The organism is Flavobacterium gawalongense (genome assembly GCF_007097265.1).
In the GTDB taxonomy this organism is placed as follows: Bacteria; Bacteroidota; Bacteroidia; order Flavobacteriales; family Flavobacteriaceae; genus Flavobacterium; species Flavobacterium gawalongense.
Genome location: NZ_VJZP01000005.1, coordinates 140132 through 156735 on the forward strand (window position 1 = coordinate 140132; position 16604 = coordinate 156735).

The 16604-nt window shown below is 34.5% G+C and carries 18 protein-coding genes and 1 tRNA gene; 17 read left to right on the plus strand and 2 right to left on the minus strand.

Annotated features, from left to right (window positions below):
- Nucleotides 1-5 precede the first annotated feature (5 nt).
- From FNW38_RS04890 to FNW38_RS04900, 3 genes are all read left to right on the plus strand, one after another.
- Entirely contained in the window at nt 6-2006 is a 2001-nt protein-coding gene (locus FNW38_RS04890) for a fumarate reductase/succinate dehydrogenase flavoprotein subunit (RefSeq protein ID WP_143387022.1), read from the plus strand.
- A gap of 83 nt (nt 2007-2089) precedes the next feature.
- The gene (locus tag FNW38_RS04895) at nt 2090-2836 is read left to right on the plus strand and encodes a succinate dehydrogenase/fumarate reductase iron-sulfur subunit (RefSeq protein WP_143387023.1); all 747 of its coding nucleotides are present in this window, start codon (nt 2090-2092) and stop codon (nt 2834-2836) included.
- An 81-nt stretch (nt 2837-2917) separates the two neighbouring features.
- A complete protein-coding gene (locus FNW38_RS04900; RefSeq protein ID WP_143387024.1) occupies nt 2918-3685 on the plus strand; it encodes a nitrilase family protein in 768 nt (255 codons plus the stop codon).
- Nucleotides 3686-3690: 5 nt separating this feature from the next.
- On the opposite strand, the gene FNW38_RS04905 is transcribed toward FNW38_RS04900, so the two are convergent.
- The gene (locus FNW38_RS04905; protein ID WP_143387025.1) at nt 3691-5343 is read right to left on the minus strand and encodes an Ig-like domain-containing protein; all 1653 of its coding nucleotides are present in this window, start codon (nt 5341-5343) and stop codon (nt 3691-3693) included.
- Nucleotides 5344-5570: 227 nt separating this feature from the next.
- Here FNW38_RS04905 and mce point away from each other — a divergent pair, with 227 nt between their 5' ends.
- The 3 genes from mce to FNW38_RS04920 all read left to right on the plus strand — a co-directional run bounded on the left by mce (nt 5571) and on the right by FNW38_RS04920 (nt 6612).
- Nucleotides 5571-5972, plus strand: a complete 402-nt coding sequence (gene mce / locus FNW38_RS04910) for a methylmalonyl-CoA epimerase (RefSeq protein ID WP_143387026.1) — start codon at nt 5571-5573, stop codon at nt 5970-5972.
- Nucleotides 5973-6114: 142 nt separating this feature from the next.
- Nucleotides 6115-6188, plus strand: a tRNA-Ile gene (locus FNW38_RS04915).
- A 238-nt stretch (nt 6189-6426) separates the two neighbouring features.
- Nucleotides 6427-6612 (plus strand): hypothetical protein, encoded by a 186-nt coding sequence (locus tag FNW38_RS04920; RefSeq protein WP_143387027.1) that lies wholly within the window; start codon nt 6427-6429, stop codon nt 6610-6612.
- 38 nt (nt 6613-6650) lie between these two features.
- Here the strand turns inward: FNW38_RS04920 and FNW38_RS04925 are convergent, their stop codons facing one another.
- Entirely contained in the window at nt 6651-7238 is a 588-nt protein-coding gene (locus tag FNW38_RS04925; RefSeq protein WP_143387028.1) for a riboflavin synthase, read from the minus strand.
- Nucleotides 7239-7296: 58 nt separating this feature from the next.
- Between FNW38_RS04925 and pdxA the strand changes: the two genes are divergently transcribed.
- The 11 genes from pdxA to FNW38_RS18045 all read left to right on the plus strand — a co-directional run bounded on the left by pdxA (nt 7297) and on the right by FNW38_RS18045 (nt 16423).
- Nucleotides 7297-8346, plus strand: a complete 1050-nt coding sequence (gene pdxA, locus FNW38_RS04930) for a 4-hydroxythreonine-4-phosphate dehydrogenase PdxA (RefSeq protein WP_143387029.1) — start codon at nt 7297-7299, stop codon at nt 8344-8346.
- An 84-nt stretch (nt 8347-8430) separates the two neighbouring features.
- The gene (locus FNW38_RS04935; RefSeq protein ID WP_143387030.1) at nt 8431-8982 is read left to right on the plus strand and encodes a YceD family protein; all 552 of its coding nucleotides are present in this window, start codon (nt 8431-8433) and stop codon (nt 8980-8982) included.
- A 9-nt stretch (nt 8983-8991) separates the two neighbouring features.
- Nucleotides 8992-9186 (plus strand): 50S ribosomal protein L32, encoded by a 195-nt coding sequence (gene rpmF / locus FNW38_RS04940; protein WP_007137315.1) that lies wholly within the window; start codon nt 8992-8994, stop codon nt 9184-9186.
- Nucleotides 9187-9359: 173 nt separating this feature from the next.
- A complete protein-coding gene (locus FNW38_RS04945; protein WP_143387031.1) occupies nt 9360-10358 on the plus strand; it encodes a beta-ketoacyl-ACP synthase III in 999 nt (332 codons plus the stop codon).
- Between the two features lie 22 nt (nt 10359-10380).
- The gene (gene accB / locus FNW38_RS04950) at nt 10381-10860 is read left to right on the plus strand and encodes an acetyl-CoA carboxylase biotin carboxyl carrier protein (RefSeq protein WP_143387032.1); all 480 of its coding nucleotides are present in this window, start codon (nt 10381-10383) and stop codon (nt 10858-10860) included.
- Between the two features lie 93 nt (nt 10861-10953).
- Complete coding sequence (accC, locus tag FNW38_RS04955) at nt 10954-12300, plus strand: acetyl-CoA carboxylase biotin carboxylase subunit (RefSeq protein WP_143387033.1); 1347 nt, start codon at nt 10954-10956, stop codon at nt 12298-12300.
- Between the two features lie 408 nt (nt 12301-12708).
- Nucleotides 12709-13554, plus strand: coding sequence for a helix-turn-helix domain-containing protein (locus tag FNW38_RS04960; protein ID WP_235891378.1), 846 nt, complete (start codon nt 12709-12711; stop codon nt 13552-13554).
- Nucleotides 13555-13659: 105 nt separating this feature from the next.
- Entirely contained in the window at nt 13660-14235 is a 576-nt protein-coding gene (locus tag FNW38_RS04965; protein ID WP_143387034.1) for a sugar O-acetyltransferase, read from the plus strand.
- Between the two features lie 99 nt (nt 14236-14334).
- Entirely contained in the window at nt 14335-15303 is a 969-nt protein-coding gene (locus FNW38_RS04970) for an alpha/beta hydrolase (protein WP_235890146.1), read from the plus strand.
- Nucleotides 15304-15669: 366 nt separating this feature from the next.
- On the plus strand, nt 15670-16008 hold the full coding sequence (locus FNW38_RS18040) for an SDR family NAD(P)-dependent oxidoreductase (RefSeq protein ID WP_262710397.1): 339 nt from the start codon (nt 15670-15672) through the stop codon (nt 16006-16008).
- A gap of 1 nt (nt 16009) precedes the next feature.
- Entirely contained in the window at nt 16010-16423 is a 414-nt protein-coding gene (locus FNW38_RS18045) for an SDR family oxidoreductase (protein ID WP_262710396.1), read from the plus strand.
- Nucleotides 16424-16604 lie beyond the last annotated feature (181 nt).

A 16604-nucleotide genomic window follows, 5' to 3' on the forward strand; every position in this document is an offset into this window, starting at 1 on the left:
TATAAATGGCATTAGATTCAAAAATTCCTAGCGGTCCAATTTCGGACAAATGGACAAATTATAAAGATCATATTAACTTAGTAAATCCTGCTAACAAACGTAATTTAGATGTAATTATAGTTGGTACAGGTTTAGCTGGAGGTTCTGCTGCTGCAACTTTAGCAGAGTTAGGATATAACGTAAAAGCTTTTTGCTTTCAAGATTCACCTCGTCGTGCGCACTCAATTGCTGCACAAGGGGGAATTAACGCTGCAAAAAATTATCAAGGAGATGGAGATTCAACTTTCCGTTTATTTTATGATACTGTAAAAGGGGGCGATTATCGTGCTCGTGAAGCAAACGTACACCGTTTAGCAGAAGTTTCTTCGAATATTATTGACCAATGTGTGGCACAAGGTGTTCCATTGGCTCGTGAATATGGGGGATTATTAGATAACCGTTCTTTTGGTGGGACATTGGTTTCTAGAACTTTTTATGCAAAAGGGCAAACAGGACAACAGTTATTACTAGGTGCTTATTCAGCAATGAACCGCCAGATAGGTCGTGGAAAAATAAAAATGCACAACCGTCACGAAATGCTTGATTTAGTAGTCGTAAACGGAAAAGCAAGAGGGATTATAGCTCGTAACTTAGTTACTGGTGAAATAGAAAGACATTCAGCACATGCAGTTGTTATTGCTTCTGGAGGTTACGGAAATGTATTTTTCCTTTCTACAAATGCAATGGGAAGTAATGCGACAGCAGCTTGGAAAATCCACAAAAAAGGAGCTTTCTTCGCAAATCCTTGCTACACACAAATTCACCCAACCTGTATTCCAGTTTCTGGAGATCACCAATCGAAATTGACATTAATGTCGGAATCATTGCGTAATGACGGACGTATTTGGGTTCCTGCAAAATTAGAGGATGCCAAAGCTATTCGTGAAGGTAAAAAGAAACCAACGGATTTGTCTGAAGCGGAAAGAGATTATTACTTGGAAAGAAGATACCCAGCTTTTGGAAATCTTGTTCCTCGTGATGTTGCTTCACGTGCAGCCAAAGAGCGTTGTGATGCTGGGTTTGGTATAAATAAAACTGGTGAAGCTGTATATCTTGATTTTGCTGCAGCAATACAACGTTACGGAAAAGAACAAGTATATGTTAAAGGTTTAGATGCAAATGACACTAAATTAATCATTAAATTAGGGACAGAAGTTGTTGCTAATAAATATGGTAATTTATTCCAGATGTATGAAAAAATCGTTGATGAAAATCCATATTCAACTCCAATGATGATTTACCCAGCGGTACATTATACTATGGGAGGAACTTGGGTTGATTATAACTTACAAACTACAATTCCAGGATGTTTTTCAATTGGAGAATCTAATTTTTCTGATCACGGAGCTAACAGACTTGGAGCTTCAGCATTGATGCAAGGTTTGGCAGATGGATATTTTGTATTGCCATATACTATTGGAGATTATTTATCACCAGATATTAAAATGGGAACAATATCTACAGACTTACCTGAATTTGTTGCTGCAGAAAAAGCGGTTAAAGATCAAATTGAGAAATTCATAAACAATAAAGGAACACATTCTGTTGACTATTTTCATAAGAAATTAGGAAAAATTATGTGGGATAAAGTTGGTATGGCTCGTAACGCAAAAGGATTAAACGAAGCGATTGTAGAAATTGCTGCTTTACGTGAAGAGTTTTACAAAGAAGTAAAAGTTCCTGGAGATGCTAATGGATTGAATCAAGAATTGGAAAAAGCGACTCGTGTTGCCGATTTCCTTGAATTGGGAGAATTGTTTGCTAAAGATGCTTTACATCGTAATGAATCTTGTGGAGGACATTTCCGTGAAGAATACCAAACAGAAGAAGGTGAAGCGCAACGTGACGATGAGAATTTCGCATACGTAGCCGCATGGGAATACACTGGAAAACCAAGTGAAGCTGTTTTGCATAAAGAGCCGTTGGTATTTGATAACGTGAAACTAGTTCAAAGAAGTTATAAATAGAATTTAGTCAAAAGTTAAAAGTCAAAAGTCTTAAAGTAAAGGGCTTTCGACCTTAGACTTTCAGACTTTCAAACTAAAAAAATATGAAACTTACATTAAAAATATGGCGTCAGAAAAATGCCGCTGCAGAAGGAAAAATAGTCGAATATCCTATAGATCATATTGAACCAGATATGTCATTCCTTGAAATGCTTGACATTTTGAATGATGAATTAATCATGAAAGGAGATGAGCCTGTAGCTTTTGATCATGATTGTCGTGAAGGAATTTGCGGAATGTGTTCTTTGTATATCAATGGTGAAGCTCACGGACCAGACAGAGGTGTTACAACGTGTCAATTACACATGAGAATGTTCAAGGATGGCGATACAATTTTTATTGAGCCATTTAGAGCTAAAGCGTTTCCAGTAATTAAAGATTTAGTTGTTGACAGAAGCTCTTTTGACAGAATTCAACATGCTGGAGGATTTATATCTGTAAATACTTCTGGAAATACAATTGATGCCAATACAATTCCAATTAACAAGAAAGATGCCGATGATGCTTTTGATGCAGCTGCTTGTATTGGTTGTGGTGCTTGTGTTGCGAGTTGTAAAAACTCATCGGCTATGTTATTTGTCGCTGCAAAAGTATCTCAATATGCGTTATTGCCACAAGGAAGAATTGAAGCTACTGATAGAGTTTTAAATATGGTTAGCCAAATGGATGCTGAAGGTTTTGGGAACTGTACCAATACTGGAGCTTGTGAAGTAGAATGTCCAAAAGGAATTTCTCTTGAAAACATTGCTCGAATGAACAGAGAATATATGTCTGCAAGTCTGAAAGGATAAAACCTAATAAGTGAAATTAATAAACGCATTCAATGTAAAAGTTGAATGCGTTTTTTTTTATCTTTATAAAAATGATTTCAAATGAAAACGGCACTTATACAATCACCTTTATATTGGGAAAACCCAAAACAAAATCGAGACTATTTCGAAGAAAAAATCAATACAATTAGTGATGATATTGATTTGATTGTACTTCCGGAAATGTTTACATCTGGTTTTACTATGAGTCCGGAGAATGTTGCGGAGACGATGAAAGGCGAAACGGTAACGTGGGCTAAATCGTTGGCTAAGGCCAAAAAAACTGCCATTACGGGAAGTCTAGTTATTGAAGAAAATAGTAATTTTTACAACAGAATGGTTTTCGTGTTTCCATCAGGGGAAATTCAATTCTATGATAAAAAACACTTATTTACTCTGGCCGGAGAAGATAAAGTGTACACTAGCGGAACCCAAAAAATCATTGTAGATTATTTAGGTTGGAAAATTTGCCTGCAAGTATGTTACGATTTAAGATTTCCAGTATTCTCCAGAAATTTTGAGGACTATGATTTGCTAATTTATGTTGCAAGTTGGCCAAAAATTAGAATAAATGCATGGGATACATTACTTAAAGCGCGTGCAATAGAAAATATGAGTTATGCGATTGGGGTTAACAGAATAGGTGAGGACAATAATGGATATCAATATACCGGACACTCACAAGTGGTTGATTTTTTAGGAAATTGTATAGTCGAACCTGTGGAATCTGAAAGTATTCTGTTCGCTGAATTAAATAAAAAAGAGATGTTGCAAAGCAGACAAAAGTTAGGTTTTTTGAATGATAGGGATGCTTTTGAAATAAAAAAATAATTTATTTATTCTTTTTTATCCGTTTTCTTTTTAGGTTCAGGAATGTAAGGAAGGCTCAAATCAAATACTTGGTTTACGTCCCAGTTAGCACGAACATCTATTTCCTTAGAAAAATAAATCACTTCCTCCGCTTGACGTTTTTCTAAATAATTCCCCGAATCCCATTCCTTATTTTTGTTTTCATCATAAATGGCTCTAATCGTGTAAAGTGCAGGTTCAATTAGGTTGAAGTCAATTGTGGTGTTTTTTTCAGAGTATTCAGTGGCTAAAACTTCTCCTTTTTTATTGGTCAATTCTACAATAACAGGAAATTGTTTTGCATTTTGTAAAGACACACTTAGATTTCCATAATCAGCGGTGTTTTTTGTAGTTACTTTATAAGTCAACGAATCATTTGATTTTTCAAAAAAATCAGTTAATGCACCAGGTAGAATGGAAATAGTGTACTGCTCTGAAGGTTCTTTCTGAAAATCGAGATGTAGTTTCTGATTAAATTCGTCATATTCAGTAGTAAAAGGGATTGAGGTCTCTCCTTTGTTGGTTAATTTTATTTTTGAATTATCAAAACCTATTAGTGGCGTAGCAGTTTCTAATGTAAATCGATCCCTGAAATTTAATACACCGCTTTGTACAGCACTTATATTTAGAGTGTCCTTTTTCTGGTCTTTAATTTTAAAGCTGAAATTTCCGTTGTATTTGTCTTTGGCTACAGCCAAAGCTAACGAATCTGCTTTTATGGGTTTATACCATATCTGCAGGGAATCCTTTTTAGGTAATTGAGTAACAATTGTAGATAGGATTTCATTATTGTTTTTCAGGGTTATCTTTGGTCTGGAATTAGCTTGATTTACTTTTCCTTCATAACCCATCAGTAATCGGTTTCCAGACGCTTGGCTTGGTTTGTAAGCTTTAAATTCGGAAACTTGTCGGAATAGTGATAATTCGTAAACGGTGTCATTTGGAACGGTAATGAATTGTTTGCTAAATCCAATTTTATCTTTTTTTGGATTGAATTTATTGTTGTTATTGTAGTCTTTCATTGCTACAAGAAGGTATTTTCCTGCTTTAAGATTCTCTAAACGAAATGTTTTTAGACTGTCCAGGGTATTTGTTACGTATCTGGGGTTTTCATTATACACAATTGAATCCTTAAAGTTGTCATTTATTTCATACAACATGACTGAAACGAATGATTCTACTTCTTTTTCATAGGCATCTTTTACAGTTCCGCTAATGGATAAAGAATCGATATAGTCTCCAGTTGAAAACACATATTTGAACTGGTTGAACGGATTTCCTTCGTTATTATCAGCTATACTTTGGCCAAAGTTGAAGCTGTAAGTTGTGTTGGGTTGCAGTGTGTCTTTTATTTTGATTGTAATAAATTTACTTGCAGTTGTTGGAAGAATCAAAGGTTCATTTTTCATCGGTGGCGAAATAATCAACTGTTTGTTCAGATTCTTTAATTTAATGTTTTCGTCAAACACTAATTTAATTTCGTTTCCCTTGAAATTGGTATTGAAATTCTTTGGGAAACTCATTTTTAAAACGGGTGCAATAGTGTCTTTCAAGCCTCCGGTAATGCTTCCTCTTTTTGCACAACCAATCATAAGTAAAATCAGAAATAAGTAAATATATTTTAAATTGTTTTTCAACATATCAAATCAAAATTAGAATTTACAAAATAACAATTATAATTAATGTAATCGAAACTTTTTATCGAATTATTATGAGGTATTTAACTAGGCTTATTTTTATAATTCTTCCTGTTTTTTATGATTTTTAATGTTTAATTTTACATGGCTTTAAGGCTGGTGAATTTTAAAAAATACAATTTTTCTGCCTTTAAATTTTATAAATTAATTTTCGGTTGAATAGTTAAATAATGAGAAAAATAGAACATATTGGGATAGCAGTTAATGATTTAGAAGCTTCGAATTTAATTTTCGAAAAGTTATTAGGTGTTCCGCCCTATAAATTTGAAGAAGTGGAAAGTGAAGGGGTAACGACTTCTTTTTTTAATGTTGGTCCTAATAAAATTGAACTTCTTGCAGCAACCAACCCAGAAAGTCCTATTGCCAAATTTATAGAGAAAAAGGGAGAAGGAATACATCATATCGCTTTTGATGTTGAAGATATTATATCAGAAATCGCTCGTTTGAAAAAAGAAGGATTTGTTGTCTTGAATGAAGTTCCAAAGAAAGGCGCCGATAACAAGCTTGTTGCTTTTTTGCATCCCAAAAGCACTAATGGCGTTCTAATAGAACTATGTCAGGAAATCAGATAATTTTATTTCAGACAAAAGGGTAGAATTCTAGTATTCAGTTGGTTTCTATTTCAAAATTATCAATAATGAAACTATCTGAAAATCTAAGTCAAAAATATTTGGAGCGAATGAAAAATAGTGGTAATATTGCAAACTCTTAACCGGTCCTATAGCTCAGTTGGTTAGAGCACCTGACTCATAATCAGGTGGTCCCTGGTTCGAGCCCAGGTGGGACCACTTTAAAAAGCCTTTCAAGTAATTGAAAGGCTTTTTTTATAACAATATAAAGGCGAATTTGACGTAAAAAAATCATACTTTTGTCACGATTACTGTTGTTTTTGTTAAAGCTATGAGTTTGTTTTGTGAAAAAAATAAATATCAAATAAAAATATTTTTTGAGAGTAATTGATGCTTTATTTTTCTTATTTATTTTATGAAAATTTTTAAAAGTATTTTTTTTATTATAATCATATTTATGCTTGGCATTTTCAATGCTATAGCGGCAGATCCTCCTGTGCCATCACCAATGGGAAGAAGAAAACCGCCTCCGCCTCCGGGTTTGCCTATTGACGAACATATTTTTATAGCAATGATAATTGCGGTGCTATTCGGGATTTATATCATTTATAGCTTTAAATTAAAAACAGAAACTCTAATTTAAATTGGAGTTTCTGTTTTTTATAGGGTTTTTGTAATTTTCTATTTGTTGGCGTATAGTCTTGAAACGTATTTACCAATTACATCAAATTCAAGATTGATTTTTGTGCCAATTTCAAAGGTTTTGAAGTTGGTATGTTCATGGGTATAAGGAATGATTGCCACGCTAAATTGATTTTTCTTCGAGTTTACTACTGTTAAACTTACTCCGTTTACTGTAATGGATCCTTTTTCGATAGTGATGTTGTTGAGTTTCTCATCATATTCAAAAGTATAATACCAACTTCCGTTGGTTTCTTCTGCAGTGATACAGGTTCCTATTTGGTCAACATGTCCTTGTACGATATGTCCGTCAAGTCTGTCGCCCAGCTTCATTGCTCTTTCCAGGTTTACGTTATCACCGACTTTCCAATCAGATAAATTCGTTTTTTTTATGGTTTCGTCAATGGCCGTTACGGTGTAAAAAGTATCTTTTAAGGCGACAACTGTCAAACAAATTCCATTGTGAGCTACACTTTGATCTATTTGTAGTTCGCTGGTAATTGAAGAATCCATCGTAATATGAATATTGTCTTTTTCTTTTTTTATTTCTTGGATTACACCAAGGGTTTCTATTATTCCTGTAAACATTTCTTATTTTATTTTACTAAATTTGCACTTCAAAATTAGCAATAAATAACGTGAGGTCATGATGAAAAATGCAGAAAATATAATCGTCGGAATTTCTATAGGGGATTTGAACGGTATTGGAAGCGAAGTGGTACTGAAAACATTCGAAGATTCACGCATGCTGGAATTATGTACGCCTGTTATTTTTGCCAATGTTAAAATAATGTCGTTTGTAAAAAAGAGTTTTGAATCTACTTCAATGCTTCACGGAATTGATAGGTTGGATCAAATTGTTCTGGGAAAGATTAATGTTTTGAATCTTTGGAAAGAGGGTGTTGATTTAAATCCGGGAACAAATGATGAGAAAGTAGGGGGGTATGCTATAAAGTCATTTGTTGCAGCAACCAAAGCTTTGAAAGAAGGATTAATTGATGTATTGGTAACGGCACCAATTAACAAATACAATATACAATCAGAAACGTTTAAGTTTCCTGGTCATACGGATTATCTAAATCAAGAGCTGGAAGGAAATGCGTTAATGTTGATGGTACAGGATAATTTGAGGGTTGGTTTGTTGACAGATCATATTCCTTTAAGTGAAGTTACATCACATTTGACAGAAGGGTTGATTAAACAAAAAATAGAAACTGTAAAGCAATCGTTAATTCAGGATTTTAGTATTAATAAACCAAAAATTGCTGTTTTAGGATTGAATCCACATTGCGGTGATGGAGGAGTTATAGGTACGGAAGACGATTTGATAATAAAGCCAGCATTGAAAAAAATATTTGATAAGGGAACGTTGGTTTTTGGTCCTTTTGCGGCGGATGGTTTTTTTGGCAGCAATCAATATGAGAAATATGATGCTATTATTGCGACCTATCACGATCAGGGATTAATTCCTTTCAAAACATTATCTTTTGGAAAAGGAGTGAATTATACGGCAGGTTTAAATAAAATTAGAACCTCGCCGGATCACGGTACCGCTTACGATATTGCTGGAAAAGGTGTTGCGGATTATAACTCATTTAAGGAGGCCGTTTATCTTGCTATAGATATCTTTCATTCCAGAAATCAATACAAGGAAATCAGTCAAAAACCTTTGAAAACAAAAGAAAAACAGTTGTGAACAAAAAAAGGTGAATAACATTATTAGATTTGTAATAATTTTATATCTTTGCACTCCCGAAGTTTAGGGTAAATTGTTGTTGAAATGAACAAGACAAAAGAATATTTAATTCCTTTCGTAGGATTAAAGCTAGGGAAACATCAATTTGAATATCAAATAAGTAATGCGTTCTTTGAAATCTTTGATTATAATGAATTTCAAAATTCAGACATCAAAGTAAATGTAGTTTTAGAGAAAAAAAGTACAATGCTGGAATTAAGTTTAAAGCATAAAGGAACAGTAAATGTTCCTTGTGATCTTACCAGTGAAGATTTTGATTTGCCTGTTAAAGGGAAAATGAAATTGATTGTTCGTTTTGGAGAAATGTATAATAATGACAATGAAGAATTGTTGATTTTGCCACACGGAGAGTTTGAAATAGATATTGCACAATATATCTATGAAATGATAGTGTTGTCAGTGCCTCTAAGACGAGTTCATCCAGGAATAAAAGATGGAAGTTTAAATACGGAAGCCTTGAAAAAACTGAAAGAACTGACAATAAAAGAACAAAAAAAAGAGCATAAACAAGAACAGAAAGAAGAAAATATTGACCCGCGTTGGGACAAATTAAAGCAACTATTAACGGATAAATAATATAGTAAAATGGCGCATCCTAAGAGAAAAATCTCCAAAACAAGAAGAGATAAAAGAAGAACACATTACAAAGCTACTGTAGCACAAATCGCTACTTGCCCAATCACAGGGGAAGCACATTTATACCACAGAGCCTATTGGCATGAAGGGAAAATGTATTACAGAGGGCAAGTTGTTATAGATAAATCTGTAGCTGTTGCTTAATACATTTTTGTAAATGATATTCGAACTCTCACATCGTGAGAGTTTTTTTGTTGTTTATAATTTTCATTAAATAAGAGGTTCTAAATCAATACGCTTTGGGATTTTTTTTGTAATTTTCAAGTCTTTTAAAAAATTTTCAAATGGTAGCATTTGACAAGAAATAATCGAATACAATGAATACAATTACAGCCGCAATTACAGCAGTTGGAGCCTATGTACCGGACTTTGTACTTTCAAACAAAGTGTTAGAAACAATGGTTGACACAAATGATGAGTGGATTACCTCTCGTACAGGAATAAAAGAAAGAAGAATCCTTAAAGATGAAGATAAAGGAACTTCCTACTTAGCCATTATGGCAGCAAAGGATTTATTGGCTAAAGCAAACATTGACCCTTTAGAAATAGATTTATTAATAATGGCAACCGCTACCCCGGATATGCCAGTAGCATCGACAGGAGTATATGTGGCTACCGAAATAGGAGCTATAAATGCTTTTTCTTACGATTTACAAGCTGCATGTTCCAGTTTTTTATATGGAATGTCTACAGCAGCAGCTTACATACAATCAGGACGTTATAAAAAAGTACTTTTAATTGGGGCAGATAAAATGTCCTCTATAGTCGATTATACGGATAGATCAACTTGTATTATTTTTGGTGATGGTGCCGGAGCAGTTTTGTTTGAACCTAATTACGAAGGTCTTGGATTACAAGACGAATATTTGCGTAGTGATGGTGTAGGTCGTGACTTTTTGAAAATTCCAGCTGGAGGTTCTTTGGTTCCTACAACTTTCGAAACTGTAAAAGACAATAGACACAATATCATCCAAGATGGTAAGACTGTTTTCAAATATGCAGTAACCAATATGGCTGATGCCAGTGAACTAATTTTGAAAAGAAATAATTTGACCAATGACGATGTAGATTGGTTAGTTCCGCATCAAGCAAATAAACGAATCATTGACGCTACAGCGAGCCGAATGAATTTAGAAGACTCAAAAGTTTTAATGAACATAGAAAAATACGGAAATACTACTTCTGCAACGTTACCTTTAGTGCTTAACGATTTTGAATCTTTATTTAAAAAAGGCGATACGATTATTTTTGCAGCTTTCGGAGGAGGATTTACTTGGGGTTCTATTTACTTAAAATGGGCATACGATAAAAAATAAATTTAAACTAAAATAAATAATTATGGATTTAAAAGAAATTCAAAATCTAATCAAGTTTGTTGCAAATTCAGGTGTTGCAGAGGTTAAATTAGAGATGGATGATGTTAAAATCACCATTAGAACAACTTTAGAAGGCAATGTAACAGAGACCACGTATGTTCAACAAATGCCAGCTCAAAGCGCACTTCCACAAGCAGCAGCTCCACAACAAATTGCTCCTGTCGTAGCTGTTGTTGAAGCTCCAGCAGTAGAAAATTCTCATTATATCACTATAAAATCTCCAATTATTGGAACTTTCTATAGAAAACCATCACCAGATAAACCTATGTTTGTTGAAGTAGGTAAAACAATTTCTAAAGGAGATGTGCTTTGTGTTATTGAAGCAATGAAATTATTTAATGAAATTGAATCTGAAGTTTCTGGTAAAATTGTAAAAATATTGGTTGACGATATGTCTCCAGTAGAATTTGACCAACCATTATTCTTAGTAGATCCATCATAAGAAATTTTGAATGATGAATTTTGAATGAGAAATTGTTTTTCTATCATTCAAATAATTTAAAATTTATAATTTATAATTTATAATTTCAAGAAGATGTTTAAAAAAATATTAATTGCAAATAGGGGAGAAATTGCGCTTCGCGTAATTAGAACATGCAAGGAAATGGGTATAAAAACAGTAGCTGTTTATTCTACTGCCGATGCTGAAAGTCTGCATGTAAAGTTTGCTGACGAAGCAGTTTGTATCGGTCCGCCTCCGAGTAACTTGTCCTATTTGAAAATGTCAAATATTATTGCCGCTGCCGAAATTACAAATGCAGATGCAATACATCCAGGTTATGGATTCCTTTCTGAAAATTCAAAATTTTCTAAAATTTGTCAGGAACATGGTATCAAATTCATTGGAGCGTCTCCTGAAATGATTGATAGAATGGGTGACAAAGCTTCCGCAAAAGCAACTATGATTGAAGCTGGTGTTCCTTGTGTTCCCGGTTCAGTTGGGATTTTAGAATCATATGAACAAGCCTTACAATTATCAAGAGATTTTGGTTATCCGGTAATGCTGAAAGCAACTGCTGGTGGTGGTGGAAAAGGGATGCGAGCTGTTTGGAAAGAAGATGAATTGCTAAAAGCTTGGGAAGGCGCCCGTCAAGAATCTGCTGCTGCTTTTGGAAATGATGGTATGTATTTGGAGAAATTAATCGAAGAGCCTCGTCATATTGAAATTCAAATAGTAGGTGATGCTTACGGAAAAGCCTGTCATCTTTCAGAAAGAGATTGTTCCGTTCAAAGACGTCATCAAAAATTGACTGAAGAAACGCCATCTCCGTTTATGACTGATGAATTGCGAGCAAAAATGGGTGAAGCTGCTGTAAAAGCTGCGGAATATATTAAATATGAGGGTGCTGGTACTGTAGAATTTTTGGTTGATAAACACCGTAATTTCTACTTTATGGAAATGAATACCCGTATTCAGGTTGAGCATCCTATTACGGAACAAGTTATTGATTATGACTTAATTCGTGAGCAAATTATGGTTGCTGCAGGAATACCTATTTCTGGTAAAAATTATTTACCACAATTGCACGCCATCGAATGCAGGATTAATGCAGAAGACCCTTATAATGATTTTCGTCCATCTCCAGGAAAAATTACAACGCTGCATATGCCAGGAGGACATGGTGTTCGTTTAGATACCCATGTTTATTCAGGTTATACCATTCCGCCAAATTACGATTCAATGATTGCAAAGTTGATTACAACTGCACAATCTCGTGAAGAAGCAATTAGTAAAATGAGAAGAGCATTGGATGAATTTGTGATTGAAGGTATAAAAACTACAATTCCATTCCACAGACAATTAATGGATGATCCAAGATACATTGCAGGAGATTACACAACTGCTTTTATGGATACTTTCAAAATGAATGATCCGGAATAAGAAATAAAAACATATTTCATGGAAAAACCTTGCAGCGATGCAAGGTTTTTTTGTATCACTATTCTAGGACGAGACAAACTTCTAAACATATAGTTGTAACATTCTTACAAAAATAAAATACATTTTTTTTACCTAAAATAGATACCAAAACCCAAATAAAAACGATAGTTTTTTGGGAGTACCATTTTAGCTATAATTATATTCCTTACACTTTACTTAACACAAATTTTTTTAATATATAACGAAAAACATTCATTAATTTAGAGTGTTATATACTATGATGGTTAGACAAACCTACAAATTAACAACCTGACCAGACAGAACTTTAAAGTGAGCCTTACAGAAAGACAAAATGAACCTTACAATAAAGTCAAACAAAAGCGAAAAGTTTAAATTTACATACTAATAATGCAATATCAGCAAATTATGAATATGCAACAAGACAACAGTTTAAAAACCATAGCTTATTCAGGTATTTTTTTATCCTGTTTTTCAGATTATAGCGAAAAATGTATTCATGCAACACCAGAACACGTATTGGTCTACCTTTATTCAGGAGAACAAGTGATTGAAGATAGAAATAGGAAAATAACTCTACAGGCAGGGGAGTGTGCTTTTATCAGAAGAGATCATCGTTTGAAAATGTACAAAAACAGCAAAGGCGAAGATTTATACAAAGGTATTTCGCTTACGTTTAAACGCAGTGTATTGCGTGAGTTTTACAGTAAAATGGATAAAGCAGAAATGCCGAAAGATATAGCTGTTTCAGATGATTATGTTTTTAAATTACAACCTACGCCAGCTATAGAAAGTTTATTTCAATCTCTTACACCCTATTTTGACAGTAATGTAAAACCAACAGAAGGTGTTATCCATTTAAAATTATTGGAGGGGATTTATGCTTTGTTGAACACCACTGAACAGCTTTATCCAATCTTATTTGACTTTGCAGAACCTTGGAAAGTAGACATCTTAGAATTTCTGAATGAAAATTATGCAGATGAGCTTACGATGGAACAGATCGCTTCTTTTACCGGAAGAAGTTTAGCTACATTCAAAAGAGATTTTAAGAAAATAAGTAATCTTACACCACAAAAATGGCTGATAAAAAGGCGGCTCGAAGCTGCCTATGTCAAGCTAAAAGACGAAGGTAGAAAAGTACAGGATGTTTACGTGGAGGTTGGTTTTAAAAACCCGTCACATTTTTCTACTTCGTTCAAAAAACAATACGGCATCTCCCCAACAGATATTTGATTTATTTTAAAAATAGAGCTTCTGAGAAAGACTATTTGAGCCTCGCAGTAAAGTTTCTGCGGGGCTTTCTTTTTAATTTTGCTTCATAATCACATAGGTAGTAAAATGGGAATAGATACAACAGAAAACATATTCAGCAGGTTAGAATCGGGTAAAATTATATCACCTAACGACCCCCAGGCCTATAAAATGCTGGAAGCCACATTCGCCACAAAGAAATTACTTGTTCAAATGAACAATTCTTTGAGTCCAACAGAAATTAGGGATTTGTTGAGCCAAATTTTAGATTCCGAGATTGATGAAAGCACCATGGTTTTTACACCGCTTTATATCAATTACGGAAAGCATACCAAGATCGGTAAAAACGTTTTTATCAATTTTGACTGTGTTTTTTTAGATTTAGGAGGTATTACCATAGAAGATAATGTACTAATCGCTCCCAAAGTCAGTCTGTTGTCAGAAGGTCATCCCATTTCACCCGATGACAGGCATTCACTTGTTCCAAAGCCAATTTATATCAAAAAAAATGCGTGGATTGGAGCTAATGCAACCATTTTACCAGGAGTAACCATTGGAGAAAACGCAATTGTGGCAGCAGGTGCAGTAGTATCTAAAGATGTTCCTGACAATTCTATTGTGGGCGGTATTCCTGCTAAATTCATTAAATCAATTTCTAAATAGCAAAACAATATGAGAACATTATCAATTTTAGTCCTTGCCACTCTTATGATAGTTGGACAGGCTTACAGTCAAAATCAAAAAAATAAAAATTCAAATAAAATGAATAAGACAGAACAAGCAGAACATTACACCTTTCAATTAAGCGATAAGGTTTCAAGAGAAAAAGTAACATTTAAAAACCGCTATGGAATTATGCTGACAGGCGATTTATACGTTCCAAAAAAACATGGCAATGAACCCTTGGCGGCACTTGCCATTAGTGGTCCGTTTGGTGCAGTAAAAGAGCAATCTTCGGGACTTTATGCCCAAACTATGGCAGAACGTGGCTTCGCTACACTTGCGTTCGACCCGTCTTACACAGGCGAAAGCGGTGGCGAACCTCGCAATGTGGCTTCGCCAGATATTAATACCGAAGATTTTAGTGCAGCGGTGGACTATCTCGGATTACAGCAATTTGTTGACAGAAACCGAATAGGTATCATTGGTATTTGCGGATTTGGAGGCATGGCGTTGAATGCCACAGCTATTGACAAACGTGTTAAAGCCGTTGCCACCACCAGTATGTATGATATGACGAGGGTTATGTCAAAAGGTTATAATGATATGGTAACACTTGAACAACGCTCTCAAATGTTAGAACAATTGGGCCAACAACGTTGGGAAGATGCGGAGAAAGGAACACCTGCTCCATCATCACGTAATTTACCCAAAAAGTTGGAAGGCAACGAACCCCAATTTATAGTGGATTATTTCAATTATTATCACACACCACGTGGTTTTCATGCCAATTCTATTAATTCAAACGGTTCTTGGACTGCTACCAATCCATTGTCGTTTATGAATATGCCGCTTCTAACGTACATCAAAGAAATTTCACCAAGACCAATGCTTTTAATAGCAGGTGAAAAGGCACACTCACGTTATTTCAGCGAAGATATCTATAAAATGGCTGCTGAACCGAAAGAGTTAATGATTATTCCTAACGCTGTTCACGTGGATTTGTATGACAAGGTGGATATTATACCATTTGACAAGTTAGAAATATTTTTTAAAGAGCATTTAAAATAATAAAATCTAAGACAAGCACTTTACGCATTTTGGCAACTGCACAATTTCAAAATAATCATGAATAAAGCCAACACGCAAATCGACAACGACACGCTTAGGGCACAAAACACTACAACTTATAACGTTAGTTTCAAGTAATTGTTATGCTTTGAGTTTTTTATACCTTATAGTGTTCTAAACCAAATTTTAGTTAAATTTATTATTGTCGGTGATGAAAGTAGAAACTACTTGATGTTGGAAAAAGTGATCTGCAAGCTAATAAAAAGATGTAATTATGAGACTTTGAAAAACAAATAGGAGCTAGTCATGAAGTCGTAAAAGGATGAACATTATTATTCAAATTAAAAATTATAGATTTTGAGTATCATGAAAAACAACATTGAAGGAAAAGTAATCATTATAACAGGTGCATCCTCTGGAATAGGAGAAGCAACCGCAAAGCTACTTGCGGAAAAAGGTGCAAAGGTAGTGTTGGGTGCACGACGCACTGACAGACTGAAAAAACTGACGGATGATATTCAGGCAAAAGGAGGACAAGCTATTTACCAAAAATTGGATGTAACTATTGCTTCTGATAATGCCGCTATCATAGCACTATCTATAGAAACATTTGGAGGCGTTGATGCCATCATTTTGAACGCTGGAATTATGCCATGTGCACCATTAATCTGCATTAAAGACGAAGGAGTGGCATCAGACCGTTGATGTGAACATCAATGGGGTATTGAACGGTGTAGCAGCAGTTTTACCAATCTTTGTTAGCCAAAAATCTGGACATATCATTACCATTTCATCCGTTGCTGGACTGAAATCTTATCCAGGTGGCGCGGTGTATGGAGGGACTAAATGGTTTGTACGTGATTTTATGGAAGTCCTGCGTATGGAATCTGCCTTAGAAGGAACTAATATTCGTACGGCAGCTATGTATCCTGCGGCCATTAACACCGAATTGTTACTTCAGATTACACATAAAGAAGCAGCTGAACAGTTATCAAATGTTTATAATCAATACAGCATCTCGGCAGATAGAGTAGCAAATGTTATTGCATTTGCGATTAGTCAACCAGAAGATACAAACATTAACGAATTTACAATGGGACCAACTTCACAACCTTGGTAAGAATGGTATTAAAAGATAGTTCCTTTTTTGTTGACATATGAAATAGTTTTTAATCAACTTTTTTTAGAACAAGACAAGTTTACAAAAAAACCTCGCCATATCCTGAGGGTACTGAAAAACCTCGTTTATTTTGATTAGCGTTCTTTTTTAGACAATAAAAAAACGCTTGTAACAGGATTTT